We start from the raw sequence: 15,953 nt of genomic DNA on the forward strand, positions 1-15,953 counted from the left end.
GTCCAGGTCGACGAACTTGACCAGCACTTCCTGGCCGATGCGCGGCAGCCACTGCCAGCCCATACCGGGACCGGCCTGGCGCTGGGCCACGCGGATCCAGCGGGTGCTGCGGTTGTCCTGGGCACTGTCGCCGTTACCGCCGTTCTCGCTCGATCCGTTCTGCCAGTGGAAGCGCACGCGCACGTCGCCGCGGTCGTTGCAGTACAGCTCGTCGGCGCCGTTGGGCGTGGTCTCGCCCGAAGGGCCGACCACAATGGCGCTGTGCACGCCGCTGGCCGTGGGCCTGGCGTGCAGGCGGGCACCGTCGGCCGCCGCCAGGGCGGGGCGCCAGGGGCGCGGGGCGTGCACGCCGGAGAAGCTGTTGGCGTAGCCCTGGGCTTGCGCGGTGGCCAGGCTCTGGGGCTGCGGGTAGAGGTTGTTAGCGTTGCTTGTTGCCACTGCTGCAGACACCAGCCCGAACACGTCGGCTTCGGCCGTCACAGGGGCGCAGGGCTGGTCGAACACGAGGTGCTCCGTCAGCGCACCCAGCTGCGCCGCAATCGACGCCGCCGTGTCCTTGGGCAGATTGTTGATGCCCACATGCTCGATGGTGTCCAGCAGCAGCGCAGGCCTGGCCTGCAGCCCGAGTGCGGGCGCGTCGTCGATCTCGAGGCGCGTGCCCGCGCGCAAGGTGCGCACGGTGCTGTGGCCCAGCATCAGGTCGGCGCGGCATTCGGCCGCTTCCATCATCAGGGCCGCGTAGCGCTCGACGGTGCGGTTGGTGTCCCAGCCGCGGCTGCGGTCGTTCAGGCCGAGCACGTCGTCATATTCCAGGCGCGGGGCGTTCTTGCCACCGACCGGAAAGCGTGCGGGTGCGCTGCCTGTGAGCTGGCGCTTGCCGTCGACATTCCAGGCGCTCAGGTGCACCTGGGCCACCGACTGGCGCATGCGCCGCACCAGCGCCTGCACGGCGTCGCTGCGCTCCTGGGAGCTCCTGCGGTGAAAGCGAACGGGCGAGCCCGCATCGGCGGGCTGGGTGCCGTTGGACGAGAAGATCACGAGCTTGTGGCCCGTCGGGGCCTGGGCGTCTTCCTCGATGCGCCAGGCCAGGCCTTCTTCGGCCAGCAGGCGCGAGAAGAAGTCGTAGTCGCTCTCGCGGTACTGGGTGCAGTAGGTGCGAACGGGGGCGTCGGCCAGGAAGCTGTTCACTTCGGAGGAGAAGGCCCAGCTGCCGGCCTCGGCGTACGGGGCGAGCACGCGTTCGATGATGTCTGCCACGCTGCGCTGCTGGAAGACCTGGCTGCGCCCCTGCTGGGTGGCCAGCCAGAGCCAGGGTACGAGCGTGAGGCGGTAGCGCGCCAGGCCGCCATCGGAGCCGAGCGACTCGACGGCGCGAATCAATCCGGTGCGCCGTGCGAGCGAACCATTGGCCAGCACGGTGACCAACGTCAGCGGCTGGTCGATCAATGAAGACAGCGCCAGGTCCGCGCGCAGGCTCAGGCACACGATGCGCAGCTCGAACAGCTGCGACACCGCCTCGCGCTGCACCCAGCCTTCCACGCGCAAGGCGTCGATGCTCTCGCGCGCGGCACTGGCACTGTTGGAGGACGACGAAGCACTCGGCGCTTCGAGGCGGTACAGCCGCGCCGTCTGGCTCAGCTCGGCCCACAGGGCGCTGCGGTCAGCGGAAGGCATCGGGAATTCGCTCAGGTTCGGATGCTCAAGGTTTGCAAGGTGCGCCCGGCTTGCAGTCCGCCGTTGCGGCAGTGGCCTGCGCCGATGGTGCGGGGTCGGAGGTCTTGCTGCGCTTGAGCAGTGCGGTCAGCAGGTCGGTGTCGGGATCGGGTCCCTTCGGCCGTGCCGCCGTTTGCGCGAGGTCGGTGCGCGCGGCGGGCTTTGCTGCGGTCTTGACGGGCTTGCCGTTCGCGGCCGTGCGCACGGGCTTCTTCGAGCCCGACGCGATGCGCTCCGGCTTCTTCGCGACTGCGGCGCTGGCCTTGCTGTCGGCACCTGCTTTCTTCGCGGGGGATGTTGCCGCTGCAACGCGCGCAGGCTTCGCGGCCGGCGGCACGGCCATGGGCTGCGCACCGATGGCTGCGAACGGCGTGGAGGCCTGTGGTTGTTGCTGCTGTGGTCCCGGCGGCGGCGTACTGTCGCCTTCGATGATGCGCGCGGGCGTGGGCTCCGGTGCCGCGGCGGTGACGGGCGTCTCGGGTTTCGATGGTTCCTTGGCGACAGGCGCAGCAACCGGCGCAGGTGTTGCTGCCGCCACGGTCGTGGCTGCCGCATCCGCGCGCTTCGATTGCAGGTGGTAGGTCGTGGCACCCGCCACGCCGATCAACACCGCGAGCGAAGCCCACACGCCGGGCCGTGCGAAGAAGGAACGCGCGCCGCTCTCGCGGCCACCGAACTGTGCGAGCACCCGCGTGGATTCGCTTCCGGGTGCGGCGGTCGATGTGGCCGCGGTGGGTGCGTTCGAACCGAGCAGGCTCGGTCGGTCCTTGTGGGCGTCTGACGCGCCCATCATGGATGGGTGGTCCGGCTGGCTGCGGGCATGTGATTTCTCCCCTCGGCTTTATGTGGCGTGATCAACGCGATATCGCAATTGGGATGCAACAAGGTGCTGCGTGCGATGGGTTCAAATTTTTAAGCGACTCATACAATTGAGTGGCTCTCATTGAACACCGTTGATCTTCTTCACTCTCTTTTGTTATTTTGCCTTGATGGTGGCAGCACTTGCCATCTTCTTGTTCCCTTCTTTTCGTGACCGTGTGTTGCGAGCGACGGTCTCCATTTCTACTGCTATTGCATTCTTTTTTATTGGAATAGGACGCCGTCTTGGTTTTGTGTCCGAAGCAAGTTTTCAGTTGATGCGCGACAGCGGCTCGGGAGTGCGTACTTTTGCCGTAAGGCATCGCTACTTGTTGCTGTCGGGCATGGGTCTGCTTATCGTGCCGGTGTTGTTAAGTGTGACTTTCGGAAGTGGCCGGGTTCTGTTCTTCGACGACTGGGCCGCCACAAGCGACCCGAAGATAGAGGCCTTGCTCAAGGGCGAGCAGCTGGTGCCGCCGCAGCCGTTGCCGCCCGAGGTGTTTGCCACCGCAGAGGTGGAGCAGATTCGTCCGCTCACGAAAGAAGGCAGTCGGGACTGGGCTGTTCTCGATGTGGACTTTCGTAATCGTTTGCTGCTCGTCTACAAGATCATGAAAGAAAAGCACGGCTACGACCTCGCATTGCTCGAGGGTTATCGCAGCCCCGAACGACAAGCCAAACTCGCTGCATTGGGCAATACAGTGACCATGGCGAAGGCCAATCAAAGCTATCATCAGTATGGACTTGCGGCAGACAACGCGTTCTATCGCAATGGCAAGCTGGTGATCTCTGAAAAAGATCCATGGGCCATGGAAGGCTATCGCCTCTATGGTGAAGCGGCCGAGTCCGTGGGCTTGGTCTGGGGTGGTCGATGGTCCTTCAGGGATTACGGTCACGTGGAGTACCGCAAGCCGGGATTTAAATTGTCACGCAACTGAATGCCGAGACGACATCTGTCGCACCGGCACACCACGAGGCAATCAAGGGGGAGAGTTCAAATGGGTGAGGATCAACCCGAGGCGGACAACGATCGCCCGTGGATCGTTCTGCATGACAAGACCGACCACGGTGGCTTCGTGATCACCGCATCCGAAAACACGCACATCGATGAACGGCGTGTGGCGCGCATCGGCGACATGGTGTCGTGCCCACGGCCCGGCCATGGCATCAACCCCATCGTGACGGGCAGCGACTGCGTGTCGATCGATGGCCGTCGCGTGGCGCGCCACGGCGACCGTGCGGCCTGCGGCTGCAGGCTGTTGTCCAGCCAGATCGCTTCCGCGTCCGAATGACGGCAGTGCCTCCTTCTTCGGCTGCAGGCATGGCATGCGGTCACGCGACCGCGTGGGCCGCTGCCATCGCCCTCGCGTGACCCAGGCGTTCGAAAACTCCGGATGCTGTCGCGACTGATCAAGCCCGTTCTTTTGGCCTGCGCCGTGTTCATCACGGTGTGGGTGCTCGTGATCGTCTACTGGCAGTACACGGCGCGCATGCCGAGCACGAGCGACATCGTGCTCTACCTCGTAGTGTTGCCGCTCGCGCTGATGCTCTTCTATGTGGTGCTGCGCCGCATCTTCACGGCCGCACCTGCTGCTGCGTTGCCTGCAGCTGGGGCAACAGTGGCCGCAGGCGCCGCAGCCTCATCGAATGCCGCGGCACCCGACGCCTCGCAAGAGCGCCAGCAGATGGCCGTGCTCGCCTTCGCCCTTCGCACGCCGCGCGGCAGCGATGCCGACACCGTGGCCACCGCGATCGGCCAGGCGCAGACGCCAGAGATCGTTCCCGAACTGCGTGACGGCGAAGGCTTCCCCGTCATCGCGGGCCGCGTCGAAGGCATCGACGAGAACGAGCTGCGCGAGCACCTGCGCGAAAGCCTGCAACCGGCAGGCGAATCTTTCGATGTCGATGCGCTGCCCGACGATCGGCTGCGCGCCATCCACCTGATGTCCGACGTGCTGCAGGAGTTGCTGGCGTCCGCGGCCGAAGCCATTGCGAACGCCGGCGATGCGCTCGCGGTGCGCGCGCCCGGGCGCTTCGTGTCCAGCGGCGGCGTCATCCCGGGGCCGGCGGCGGCGCCGCAGCTGAACCTCTCGCTGCTGTTGCCGGGCGCATGGAGCGAGAGCGAACGCGCGATCGCCACGCAGTGGGTGCAGCAGCGCGTGCGCGAGGGCGATGCGTCGCAGCGTTGGCTCGTCGACTGCTTCAAGAGCGAAGACGGCGTGTCCGGCATGGCGCTGCTCGACCGCATCAGCCTGTCGCTGCATCGCGAGCAAAGGCCCGCGCTGTGGATCGCGCTGGCGGCCGACTCCTCGGTGTCCGAAGCCAGCATCGCGCGCTGGGAGGCCGACGGCCTGCTGTACACCGCCACGCGCCGCAAGGGCCGCGTGCCCGGCGAAGCCGCCGCGGGCCTGCTGCTCGTGCGCGCCGGCGATGCACTGCTGGCACCGGCCGAGGCCGTGCGCCTGTCGCGCAGCGCAAGCGGCCAGCGCGAGGCCTCGGCCGACACGGCACGCACGCCCGATGCCAGCCTGCTCGATCGCTTCGCCCAACATCTGATGGCTACGTCGGCTCTCGAGACCGCCCAGGTCGACTGGGTCGTGAGCGACGCCGACCACCGCACCAGCCGCGTCACCGAAGTGGCCAAGCTTGTGCAGGAGCGGCTGCCGCACGTGCCCTTCGAAAACAACCTCTCCGTCTGCGCCACCCTGGGTCACCTGGGGGCCGCGGCCGACATGAGCGCCGTCGTGCTCGCGTGCCATCTGGCCGCGCGCGATGCACGGCATGTGCTCGCCATTTCCGTGCAGGACGCGCTCGCGCGGACGGCCTTGCTGGCCGGCCCGGCGAGCCCCGCGTCACCCGCTACTTAAACAGGACCGATTCCAGAAACTTCTATGCGGCGATTCTTCAGTTTCCTGGCCGATCCGCGCACCTTGTCGGTGATCGGCGCCATCGCGCTCGGCGCGTTCCTGCTGCTCGGGGCGCAGACGCTCGAAGTCGGCGCGATCTGGGCCGTCGGCATCTTCGTGGTGCTGCTGCTGTTGTGGCTGCTGGTGTGGTTCGTGCGGCGCATGCGCACGCGCGCGGCCAACCGCAAGCTCGGCGACATGCTCGAGGACCAGGCCGATGCCGCCGTGCGCGACAGCGATCCCGAGCGCAAGGCCGAGATCGACGAGCTGCGCGGGCGCATGGTCGAGGCGGTCAAGACCATCAAGACCTCGAAGATCGGGCAGATGTCGGGCAGCGAGGCGCTGTACGAGCTGCCCTGGTACATGGTCATCGGCAACCCGGCCGCGGGCAAGAGCAGCGCCATCCTGAACTCGGGCCTGCAGTTCCCGTTCGCCGACAAGGGCAACGCGGTGATCCAGGGCATCGGCGGCACGCGCAACTGCGACTGGTTCTTCACCACCGAAGGCATCGTGCTCGACACGGCGGGGCGCTATTCGATTCACCAGGAAGACCGCAAGGAGTGGTTCGGCTTCCTCGACCTGCTCAAGAAGTACCGGCCGAAGGCGCCCATCAACGGCATCATCATCACGGCCAGCATTCCCGAGCTGATCGGCAGCCGGCCCGACTTCGCCATTCAACTCGCGAAGAACCTGCGCCAGCGCATGCAGGAGCTCACCGAGCGGCTCGAGGTGTTCGCGCCGGTGTACGTGATGTTCACCAAGGCCGACCTGATCACCGGCTTTGCGGAATTCTTCGGCGACAGCGACAAGATGGAGCGCGACCGCGTGTGGGGCGCCTCTCTGCCCTACGACGGCGACGAAAAGCAGGATGCCGTGGCGCTGTTCGACAAGCGCTTCGACGAGCTCTACATGGGCCTGAAGGAAATCAGCGTTTCGCACTTCGCGAACCACCGCAGCAGCGACCCGTCGCCCGAGCTGTTGATTTTTCCGCTGGAGTTCGCGGCCATCAAGCCCGCGCTGCGCGCCTTCCTGGCCACGCTGTTCGAGAGCAACCCCTTCCAGCACAAGCCGGTGTTCCGCGGCTTCTACTTCACCAGTGCCTTGCAGGAAGGCACGATGCGCAGCCTGTCGACCGAGCGCATCGCCAAGCGCTTCGGGCTCACGCTGAGCAATGCGGCCACCAAGTCGAAGGAAATCTATTCGCAGAACGGATTCTTCCTGCGCGACCTGTTCTCCAAGGTGATCTTTGCCGACAAGAAGACGGTGCGGCAGTTCTCCAGCCCCGTGAAGGCGCGCGTGCGCTACGTGAGCTTCTTCGCCTTCGTCGCCGTGCTGGGCCTCCTGCTCGGCGGCTGGACCTGGTCGTACCTCGGCAACCGCCAGCTGGTGGAGAACGTGCAGGCCGACCTCGACAAGGTGGTCAAGCTGCAGGCCAGCGACAACGGCCTGCGCACGCGCTTCGAGGCGCTGGGCATCCTGCAGGACCGCATCGAGCAGCTCGAGAAATTCCGCAACGACCGGCCGCTGTCGCTGTCGCTGGGCCTGTACCAGGGCAGCCAGCTCGAAGACAAGCTGGTGGCCGAGTACTACGGCGGCGTGAAGCAGCTCATGCTCGCGCCGGTGTCGGACAACCTGCAGGCCTTCCTGCGCGAGGTCAATGCGCACCCCGACCGCCTGAAGCGCGCCGACGCGGTGGCCGCACTGACGGGCGGTACATCGCCCGCGCCGCTGCCGGTCGCCGGTGCCGCGACCACCACGGCACCCGCCGCAGTGCCGGAAGGCGGCGGCCTGTACGCCGGCTCCTCGCCGGCCGACGTGCAGGACGCCTACAACGCGCTCAAGACCTACCTCATGCTGTCCGACAAGCGGCAGGTGGAAACGGCGCACCTCACCGACCAGATCTCGCGCTTCTGGCGCGGCTGGCTCGAGAGCAACCGCGGCGACATGCCGCGCGCGGCGGTCATCCGTGACGCCGAGCGCATGATCACCTTCTACCTGCGCCGCGTGGGCGACGACAACTGGCCCGCACTGGCCGACACCAACCTGGCGCTGGTCGAGCAGACGCGCGACAACCTGCGCCGCGTGGTGCGCGGCATGCCAGCGCGCGAACGCGTGTATGCCGAGATCAAGGCGCGCGCCTCCACGCGCTTCGCGCCGATGACCGTGGCGCGCATCCTCGGGGCCACGGCCGGCGGCGCCGAAGCCGAAGGCACCCTCGCCGGCAGCGTCGCCATCTCGGGCGCGTTCACGCGCGAGGCCTGGCAGCAGTACGTGGACGACGCGATCCGCGACGCCGCCAACAAGGAAACCTCCAGCAAGGACTGGGTGCTCAACGTCGCCGGCAACGACGACCTGACGCTCGAAGGCAGCCCGGAGCAGATCCGCAAGACGCTGGCCACCATGTACAAGCTGGAGTACGCCAAGGAGTGGCAGCGCTTCCTGCAGGGCATCGCGGTGAAGGACATGGGCAGCTTCGAGCAGGCCGTGGTGGCGATGAACCAGCTGGGCGATCCGCAGAACTCGCCGATCCGCAAGGTCTTCGACACGGTGTACGACCAGACCTCGTGGGACAACCCCTCGCTGGTCAACGCCGGCCTGCAGCAGGCGCGCACTGGCGCCTTCAACTGGTTCAAGCGCCTCTTCAGCCGCGCCACGCCGTCGCAGGTGAACGTGAACGTCGACCTCAACGGCGGCGCCACGGAAATCCCGATGGGCCCGATCGGGCGCGAGTTCGCGGGCGTGGCGCGCCTGGTGGTCGAGCGCGACAACACCTCGCTGCTGCGCGGCTACCTGGGCACGCTGTCCAAGCTGCGCGGGCGCTTCAACCAGATCAAGAACCAGGGCGACCCCGGTCCGGGCGCGCGCCAGCTCATGCAGCAGACGCTGGAAGGCAACGGCTCCGAGCTGGCCGACGCGCTCAAGTACGTCGACGAACAGATGCTCACCGGCATGGACGCCGCGCAGCGCCAGGCGCTGCGCCCGCTGCTGGTGCGCCCGCTGCTGCAGGCCTATGCAGTGACGGTGCAGCCGACGGCGGTGGAGGTCAACAAGATCTGGAGTGCGCAGGTGCACCAACCGTTCCAGCAGTCGCTGGCCACCAAGTACCCGTTCTCGGCGAGCGCGAAGATCGAGGCCTCGCCGGCGGAGATCGCGCAGTTCTTCGGACCTGAAGGCGCCATCGGCAAGTTCGTGACGACCACGCTGGGCTCGCTGGTGATCCGCCGCGGCGACCTGCTGTCGCCGCGCGCCTGGGGCGACCAGGGCCTCACGCTGAGCCCCGATTTCGTGAACGGCTTTGCGCAGTGGGTGGCGCCGCTGTCGGGCGGTGCCGCGGCCGGGGCTGGCGGCAGCGCGCAGCCGCAGACGCTGTTCCAGATCCTGCCGCAGCCCGTGTCGGGCCTGACGGAATACATGGTCGAGATCGACGGCCAGCAGTTGCGCTACCGCAACACGCCGCCGCAGTGGTCCAACTTCGTCTGGCCCAACGCACAGGGCACGCCGGGCGCGAAGATCACCGCCGTCACCTTCGACGGGCGCACGGTCGAGCTGATCAACGAGCCGGGCAACTTCGGCCTGGAGCGCCTGCTGAGCACGGCGCAGCGCACCAAGTTGCCCGACGGCAGCTTCGAGCTCACGTGGGCGCGCGACAACGCGAGCGTGACCGTCAAGCTGCGCGTGATCCAGAACACGCAGTCGGCTGGTTCGGGCGGCGATTCGCCGCAGGGCAAGGGCCTGCGCGGCACGGTGCTGCCGTCGACGGTCGCGGAGATCGGTGTGCCGCGCGCAGCAGCACCCGCAGCGGTTCAGGCACCGGCCCAGGCGCCGGTGCAGGCAGGGGGAGCAGGCAAATGAGCGCGCCACAACAGCTGTGCTACTTCGGCAAGTTGCCCGGACGCGGCGACTTCGTGAAGGGCCTGTACAACCCGCAGCTCATCAAGGCGTTCGACCACTGGCTGTCGCAGACCATGGAGATGCTGTCGGAAGACCCGCGCTGGAAGCTGATCTACGACAACGCCGCGCCGATGCACTTCGTGTGCCTGGGCTCGCGCAGTCGCGTGGCCATTGCGGGGCACGTGCGCCCCAGCCGCGACGAGTCGTCGCGCCGCTACCCGTTCCTGGCGGCCACTTCGGTGGACGTGGACGAGGCGCTCGACTTCATGCGCGGCGCGCCGATGCTCATCGGCCCCTACTGGGACCGCATGGCGGTGCAGGTGCAGTCGCTGGCGGCCGGCACCGACCTGGACAACGAGCTGAAGAAGTTCGAGGCCATCGATCCGGCCATCGAGACGGGCTTCAAGAAGTCGGCCTCGCGCGCCACCTATGCGGCGTTCACGCGCGACACCAGCCTGCTGCGCATCGAGCAGATGCTCAACTTCGACGGCCACAAGGTGTCGCTGCGCCGCGCCATCCTGGCGCTGGGCCTGCTGCTGCAGCCGGTGATGGCCAGCGCCGTGTCGCACCTGGAAAAGGGGCTCACGCTGCCGCTGCCGCGCGACCCGGTCGACCGGTCGCTGATCGCCACCTTCTGGCTCGAGATGGTGTCGCAGTTCCTGGCCAAGGCCGACTTCGAACTGGTGCTGCTGGTCACCGAGATCGACGGCCGCTCGCGGCTGGTGATCGGCTTCAACGGCCTGTCGCCGCGCAGCCTGCAAAGCGTGCTGCATCCGCAGGTCTACACCGAGCACAACATCGACATCGACAACCCGGAGTGGGTCGAGGACACCATCCACAGCAACTACGCGATGTTCAAGCTGGTGAGCTACCTCGACCAGCCGCAGCTGCCGCTGGACATCGTGCTCACCGCCTTTCGCGAAGTCTTCATCGGGGAATGACAAGGTCATGAATTGTTCTTTGCGCGTTCTCGTGCTGTCCATGGCCTGCGGGCTCGCGCTCGTGCCGGCCGTGCAGGCCCAGCAACCCCAACAACCACCCGCGGCGGGCGCCACCGCCGCCCGCGTCGAGACCACGGCCGCGGCCGTCGGCAAGGGCGAGCCGGTCGTGGCCGGCGGGCAGGTGCCCGACGAAGCCACGCGCATCGCCGTCATCGAGGCGCTGCGCCGCGTCTACGGGCCCAGCGGCGTGATCGACAAGATCGAGGTGGTGAACACCGTCAGCATGCCGGCCAACTGGAGCGCCAACGTGCAGCGGCTGATCACGCCCTCGCTCAAGGACATCCACCGCGGCCAGCTCCAGATCGAGGGCACGCAGATGGCGCTCAGCGGCGAGGTCGGCAACGAGGCGCTGCGCCAGAAGATCGTGAGCGACATGGCGAATTCGCTCAACCCGACCTACACCATCAAGAACAGCCTGCGCGTGCCCGCGTCGGAGCAGATCGCGGTCGACCAGGTGCTGGGCAACCGCACCATCGAGTTCGAGCTGGGCAGCGCCACGCTCACGGGCAAGGGCCGCGCCATCCTCGACGAGATGGCGCCGATCCTGCAGAAGCTCACGAACAAGTCGGTGGCGGTGGTGGGCCACACCGACAACGCCGGCAACCGCACGTCGAACCTGGCGCTGAGCCAGTCGCGCGCCGAATCGGTCAAGGGCTACCTGGTGGGCAAGGGCATCGACCCGATGACGCTCACGACCTCGGGCGTGGGCCCGGACCAACCGGTGGCGAGCAACGCGACCGACGAGGGGCGCTCGCGCAACCGGCGCATCGAGTTCCGGGTGGGACGCTAAAGAAAAAGGCCCGCAACGCGGGCCTTTCTTCTTTCACTCAGCGCGAAGGCGCGAAGTCAGCGCGACTCGTCGTCGCCCTTGGGCAGATCGAGCAGGTCCACCAGCTGGGCCAGCTCCTGCTCGTTCTTGATCACGTTGCGCAGCCACGCATGCAGCGGCATGTCGGCCCAGCGCGCGGCCTTGTTCGCCATGTAGGCGGCCGGGCTCGAAGGCTCGGTCTGCTCGAAATACGCCGCCACTTCCTTGAGCTGCGCGATGGCCTGCGCGCGGCTGTGGATGCCGGGCGGCAGCGCGGCGGGCACATGCACCGCCGCGTGGTAGGTGGGAGATGAATGGGGCATGGCGGCGTCGAAGACAGGTTCGATGCGGGTCGGGACAGCCGGTGCGCTGGCGGCCGGTGCAGCGGCGGTGGCTTGCTGTGCCGCGCCGTTGTCGATCGGCACGCCGGCCTCGCGCGCGAAGCGCTCGACGGCCTGGCGGATGGCGGCGGCCGCGTCCTTCGCGGCGCGAAAGCTCGGGCCGTTGGAGGCGGTGCGTTCGTCGAACACGGCCTCGAACTCGGCCAGCGCCTGCTCGCAGGCCTGCACGTCGCGGTGCGTCTTCTGCAGGAACTTCGCGGGCGTGGCGCGGCGCAGGCGGTCGAACTGCTCGAGCGTCACCTTGTTGCGCTGCAGCTCGTCGGCCTGCGCCGGCGTGCGGCGGATGGCCTGGTCGAGCGCCAGCGCGGTCTCCCACACCAGCGCGCTGTGGCCGGTGTGGCCGTCGCTCACGATGGGCGCGCGCTGCAGCAGCTCGACCGAGCGCGAGATCAGCCAGGTGACGGTGCCGATGCGCATCTCGATGTCGCCACCTTCGGGCTGCGGATGCAGTTCGTCCCAGTACTGGCGGCACAGGCCGCTGAGCAGGCGGTAGCCGTCGGCCAGCCCCTCGAAGCCGCGCTGGCTGGCCAGCGCGTCGGTGAGCCACACGCCCAGGCGCAGGTCCTTGGTGGAGGCGCGCAGCAGCTTCTCGCACTCCGAAATCACGAAAGGCCAGTTGGCCTCCTTCAGCTCGATGACCCATTCGCCCTGTTCGAGCGAGGGGTCGTCGTGCTTGCGCGCTTCCTGGATGGCGTCGAACTCGCGCGAGAACAGCATGTCCTCGCCGCAGGGCTTGGCCTCCGAGATCGGGGCCAGCAGGGCCGCGAGGTCGAGGCGGTTCGTCGCGGCCGTGGTCATGGCAGCGAGATCGTCAGGTTGGCCTGGCGCGGGCCGAGCTTCACGATGTCCTGGTAGCTCGCGAGCGCGCCCTGCGTGGTGCTGCCCAGGTGCGCCGACAGGCCGATGAAGCCCAGCAGCCCGATGAGCGCGAACAGCGCGGCCACCACCCACTGCGGCGCTTCGCGCTTGAGCGAGTGCGAGATGAGGTCGGGTAGCGGCCAGTGCGGTGCGAAGGGCGTGCGCTTGCCGCGCGCGTTGGCGATCTCGTCGCCCACGCGGGCCGTGAGGTAGGCCAGCTTCTCGGTGCCGTCGATGGCGTACTTGCCCTGGAAGCCCAGCAGCAGGCACATGTAGAACACCTCGAGCGTCTGGATGCGCGCGGCGCCGTGCGCCCGCTCGACCTCGAGCATGTTGAAGAAGTTCTCGCCCGCCAGCTGGTCGCCGAACAGCGTGAGCTGCAGCGGCCGGCGCTCCCATTCGGAGCGGATGGCGAACTCGGGCGCCGAGAGCACGAACTCGTCGACCGTGGCGCAGAAGGCGTACTTGGCTGCGTGGATCTGCTCGGCCGTGGCGTCGAGCTTGCGCGCGTTGCGCTCGAACTCGCCCAGGTAGTTGCGGATGCCCGTGAGGAACTGCTCGGTGGTGGCCGGCTGCTGCTTCTTCTTCAGCAGGAACAGCATCACGAAGCCGTCGTACAGCAGATCGAGCAGGCTCGAATCGGCGTCGGGCGCCACGCCGGCCGGCGTGAACGAGGCCGGCGGCGCGTCGGCGCCCAGCAGGGAAGGGGCCTTGTTGAGGGTGGTGGTGTTCATACGATCGGGCGGGTGATCAGCCGGTCACGGCGATCAGTTCGAGTTGCATGTCGGGGATGCCGGCCGGCGCGTAGATGGTGACGCTTTGCGCCTGCAGCATGCGGTCGTACAGCTGGCTCTTGCTGTCGATGGAGAAGTAGCACGCGCCCGCGCGGATCGGGATGGCCGGCGGCACCTGCGGCGCGTAGACGATGCGCACGCCTGGCATGGCCGAGAGCACCAGCTTGTCGACGTCTTCGGGCGCGCCGATCTTGAAGCGCTGCGGCACCACCTCGGCCAGCTCGGCGGCCGGCATGCTGGCGGTGACCGACATGTAGAACACGGTCTTCTCGTCGATCTTGCCGGAGTCCAGGCGCCCCAGGTAGAAGGCATTGCGCGTCTCGGTGAGCGCAATGGCGAAGTAGCGCGTGGAGATGACGGTGTCGAGCAGGTCGCGCACGATGCGGTCGAGCTCGGCGAAGGCCGGGCCGGGCTTCTCGTGGTCGTACACCGGCAGGTCGTTCAGCGAGTAGGTCTTGGCGAACGTCATCAGCGCGCCGGCCAGGCTCAGCAGTTCCTGGAACAGCCGCTCCGGGTGCAGCGACGGGTGATGGAACAGGTGCGAGAGCGAGGCGAACGCCGAGTTGGCCGTGTGCAGCAGCCAGAACGAGGCGATGTCGCCCGAGCGGAACTCGATGATGTTCTTGCTCGGCTCGCGGTGGATGCCGTACAGCGAATTGACCTTGGCCTGCAGCACGTCGAGCAGCCGGCGCAGCTGCTGGAACACGGTGGGCGAGGCGTCGATGCTGGTGCACGGCGGCACGAAGCTGCGGTCGATCTCGAAGCCGCCCGCGGCGGTGCGGCGGATGCGGATCACGGGGATCGACACGAACTGCTCGCGCGGCTCGGTGTCGGCCAGGAGCTTCACGCTCTTGCGCAGGAACACCACCTCGGCGCTCACGGCGTTGGTGTACAGGTCGAGCGACTGCGTCGCGTCGCTGGTGTAGCGCGCGGCAAAGCCTTCCTCGTTGGGGTCGGTGTAGTTCTTGCCGAGTTCCTTCACCGGGTGCAGCACCAGGTAGAAGGTGATCTCGTTCTGGCCCGGACTCAGCGTGTCCAGCGAGATGGGCGGGGGCAGCGCGTCGGCCTGCGGCGCCGCGTACGGTTCGCCGTCGGGGAACACCAGCGACAGCTGCGAGGCGCGCAGCATGCCGCTGGCCAGCGCATCGAGGTCGAAGCTGATGGAGCGCACGCCCCAGAAGTACGGATGCAGCGTCTGCGCCGTGGCGCGCAGGCGCGCCTCGTGGTACGCGTCTTGGCGCTGGAAATGCTGGGGGCGTAGAAACAAGCCCTCTCCCCAGAGGACCTTGGCTGCGTAGCTCACGTCGGATCAACTCCCCACAATTTTTTTTGAATGTATCGCATCGTCGTGTCGACTCGGACAGGCCCGCCGTCGCTGCAGATCAGGCGGGCGAGGGCCGGCAAGTCACCGGCCCCAACAGGTTGAGCGCGCCCGTGGGGGCCGCGCCTTGTGCGTTCTGCTGGCCCACCACCGCGCCTGTCGTGACGGTGAGCGCGCAGGCATGCGCGCCCATCACGATGCCGGTCTTTTCGGCGTCGGCGGCGTTGAAGGCGAAGCGCCAGCGCTGTGCGTCGGGCGAGTGGAACAGCACCACCACGGCCACCGCGTTGGCGCTGCGCGGAACCATCTCGGTCCAGGTGTATTGCTGGTCGGGAATGAGCGTGATCTCGCGGCTCTCGACGAGGTCGTCGCCCAGCTGCGTCTTGTCGCGACCCGGCGTGACGAAGGCGTCGAAGGACGACTGGTAGAAGCCCGTCGTTTCCTTCAGCTTGTAGATGCGCATCACCACGGACAGCGGGCGGTTGCGGCCGTCGGCGTTGAGGTTCTTGCCCGCGGCGATCGACATCGTCACCTTGCGCGGGGGCTTTTGCGACTCGGGCAGCTCGGGCTTCTTCAGTCCGCTCGCCTCGAGCGCGATGTTGGCGATCGTGAGCGCCGGCGAGCTGCACCCGCCGAGCATCAACGCGGCCAGCAGCGCGCCAGATGTAATTAATATTTTCATTAAAAGCGAGCCGTAACAATATTTCGATGGACCAAATAGGATTAACCGATTTCGAAAATGACTTTCGATTAGGAAATTAGCATTAATCCGCCCCCGTCATTTGCCATCCACGCGGCTGTAGTATCGTGTATTGTTATTGTCAACGGTCGCAATTTAATGAATGATTGCGGCCTGCTAAAAAGTCAGATCAGGGGGGAATGTGTCGATTCGAAAAATCATGTCGCGCACGATGATTGCCGGTGCCATTGCGAGCACCGTCTTTTTGTCGGCCTGTACCACCACGCCGGACGCGGCCGTTGCGCAGGCGACCGCCGCCTACAACAAGAGCCTGGCCGAGGTCGATGCCGCCGCGGCAGCCGCCACTGGCGACAAGGCGCCCGTCATCCGCCAGTACCAGCAGCTCGCCACCGACAACCCGACCCGCGGTGAGCCGTGGTCGCGCATCGCGCAGATCTACTTCAACGAAGGCCGCTACAGCCTGGCCATCTCGGCCGCCGAGGAGTCGCTGCGCCGCGACCCCTCCAGCCGGCAGGCCAAGAGCATCACCGCCGTGGGCGGCCTGCGCCTGGCGGCCCGCTCCATCGAGGACCTGGGCAAGGACAGCAGCCTGAGCGGCGACGCCAACGCCGATGCCTACCGCCTGGCCGCCCTGCTGCGCGAAACCCTGGGCCTGTCGGTCCTGGTGCCCGCCGGCCCCGAAGCCAAGCCGGCACCCACGCG

At 67.3% G+C, this 15,953-nt stretch carries 13 protein-coding genes; 7 read left to right on the forward strand and 6 right to left on the reverse strand.

Features of this window, described 5'->3' with window-relative positions:
* Both VBO01S_RS26855 and VBO01S_RS26860 read right to left on the reverse strand, forming a co-directional pair.
* A partial coding sequence (locus VBO01S_RS26855; RefSeq protein WP_169805091.1) for a type VI secretion system Vgr family protein occupies nucleotides 1-1,674 on the reverse strand: 1,674 nt, incomplete at its 3' end.
* 25 nt (nucleotides 1,675-1,699) lie between these two features.
* On the reverse strand, nucleotides 1,700-2,506 hold the full coding sequence (locus tag VBO01S_RS26860; protein ID WP_062481113.1) for a hypothetical protein: 807 nt from the start codon (nucleotides 2,504-2,506) through the stop codon (nucleotides 1,700-1,702).
* 160 nt (nucleotides 2,507-2,666) lie between these two features.
* On the opposite strand from VBO01S_RS26860, the gene VBO01S_RS26865 reads away from it, so the two are divergent.
* The 6 genes from VBO01S_RS26865 (at nucleotide 2,667) to VBO01S_RS26890 (ending at nucleotide 11,159) form a co-directional block, all read left to right on the forward strand.
* Nucleotides 2,667-3,509: a M15 family metallopeptidase gene (locus tag VBO01S_RS26865; RefSeq protein ID WP_370681903.1), complete on the forward strand. Its 843-nt coding sequence runs from the start codon at nucleotides 2,667-2,669 to the stop codon at nucleotides 3,507-3,509.
* 60 nt (nucleotides 3,510-3,569) lie between these two features.
* Nucleotides 3,570-3,863 (forward strand): PAAR domain-containing protein, encoded by a 294-nt coding sequence (locus VBO01S_RS26870; protein WP_062481115.1) that lies wholly within the window; start codon nucleotides 3,570-3,572, stop codon nucleotides 3,861-3,863.
* 102 nt (nucleotides 3,864-3,965) lie between these two features.
* On the forward strand, nucleotides 3,966-5,438 hold the full coding sequence (locus VBO01S_RS26875) for a hypothetical protein (protein WP_062481117.1): 1,473 nt from the start codon (nucleotides 3,966-3,968) through the stop codon (nucleotides 5,436-5,438).
* Nucleotides 5,439-5,462: 24 nt separating this feature from the next.
* Nucleotides 5,463-9,329, forward strand: coding sequence for a type VI secretion system membrane subunit TssM (gene tssM / locus VBO01S_RS26880; RefSeq protein WP_062481119.1), 3,867 nt, complete (start codon nucleotides 5,463-5,465; stop codon nucleotides 9,327-9,329).
* Entirely contained in the window at nucleotides 9,326-10,309 is a 984-nt protein-coding gene (gene tagF, locus VBO01S_RS26885) for a type VI secretion system-associated protein TagF (protein ID WP_062481121.1), read from the forward strand. Before tssM ends, tagF begins: the two co-directional genes overlap by 4 nt.
* Nucleotides 10,310-10,316: 7 nt before the next feature.
* Nucleotides 10,317-11,159, forward strand: a complete 843-nt coding sequence (locus VBO01S_RS26890) for an OmpA family protein (RefSeq protein ID WP_062481123.1) — start codon at nucleotides 10,317-10,319, stop codon at nucleotides 11,157-11,159.
* A gap of 56 nt (nucleotides 11,160-11,215) precedes the next feature.
* Here the strand turns inward: VBO01S_RS26890 and tssA are convergent, their stop codons facing one another.
* The 4 genes from tssA to tssJ all read right to left on the reverse strand — a co-directional run bounded on the left by tssA (nucleotide 11,216) and on the right by tssJ (nucleotide 15,233).
* Nucleotides 11,216-12,376, reverse strand: a complete 1,161-nt coding sequence (gene tssA, locus VBO01S_RS26895) for a type VI secretion system protein TssA (RefSeq protein WP_062481125.1) — start codon at nucleotides 12,374-12,376, stop codon at nucleotides 11,216-11,218.
* Entirely contained in the window at nucleotides 12,373-13,170 is a 798-nt protein-coding gene (gene icmH / locus VBO01S_RS26900; RefSeq protein ID WP_062481127.1) for a type IVB secretion system protein IcmH/DotU, read from the reverse strand. The genes tssA and icmH overlap by 4 nt, the downstream gene beginning before the upstream one ends.
* A 16-nt stretch (nucleotides 13,171-13,186) precedes the next feature.
* Complete coding sequence (gene tssK / locus VBO01S_RS26905; RefSeq protein WP_062481129.1) at nucleotides 13,187-14,533, reverse strand: type VI secretion system baseplate subunit TssK; 1,347 nt, start codon at nucleotides 14,531-14,533, stop codon at nucleotides 13,187-13,189.
* 79 nt (nucleotides 14,534-14,612) lie between these two features.
* Entirely contained in the window at nucleotides 14,613-15,233 is a 621-nt protein-coding gene (gene tssJ, locus VBO01S_RS26910) for a type VI secretion system lipoprotein TssJ (RefSeq protein ID WP_062481131.1), read from the reverse strand.
* 217 nt (nucleotides 15,234-15,450) lie between these two features.
* Between tssJ and VBO01S_RS26915 the strand changes: the two genes are divergently transcribed.
* Nucleotides 15,451-15,953, forward strand: a 503-nt coding sequence (locus VBO01S_RS26915; RefSeq protein WP_062481133.1) for a tetratricopeptide repeat protein, incomplete at its 3' end; no start/stop codon positions are given.

Source organism: Variovorax boronicumulans NBRC 103145, from assembly GCF_001591345.1.
GTDB lineage: Bacteria > Pseudomonadota > Gammaproteobacteria > Burkholderiales > Burkholderiaceae_C > Variovorax > Variovorax boronicumulans.

Excerpts from the sequence above, each read along its gene's own strand:
- VBO01S_RS26860 (WP_062481113.1), bottom strand. The coding sequence starts at position 2,506 with ATGATGGGCGCGTCAGACGCCCACAAGGACCGACCGAGCCTGCTCGGT.
- VBO01S_RS26870 (WP_062481115.1), top strand. The coding sequence starts at position 3,570 with ATGGGTGAGGATCAACCCGAGGCGGACAACGATCGCCCGTGGATCGTT.
- VBO01S_RS26875 (WP_062481117.1), top strand. The coding sequence starts at position 3,966 with ATGCTGTCGCGACTGATCAAGCCCGTTCTTTTGGCCTGCGCCGTGTTC.
- tssM (WP_062481119.1), top strand. The coding sequence starts at position 5,463 with ATGCGGCGATTCTTCAGTTTCCTGGCCGATCCGCGCACCTTGTCGGTG.
- tagF (WP_062481121.1), top strand. The coding sequence starts at position 9,326 with ATGAGCGCGCCACAACAGCTGTGCTACTTCGGCAAGTTGCCCGGACGC.
- VBO01S_RS26890 (WP_062481123.1), top strand. The coding sequence starts at position 10,317 with ATGAATTGTTCTTTGCGCGTTCTCGTGCTGTCCATGGCCTGCGGGCTC.
- tssA (WP_062481125.1), bottom strand. The coding sequence starts at position 12,376 with ATGACCACGGCCGCGACGAACCGCCTCGACCTCGCGGCCCTGCTGGCC.
- icmH (WP_062481127.1), bottom strand. The coding sequence starts at position 13,170 with ATGAACACCACCACCCTCAACAAGGCCCCTTCCCTGCTGGGCGCCGAC.
- tssJ (WP_062481131.1), bottom strand. The coding sequence starts at position 15,233 with ATGAAAATATTAATTACATCTGGCGCGCTGCTGGCCGCGTTGATGCTC.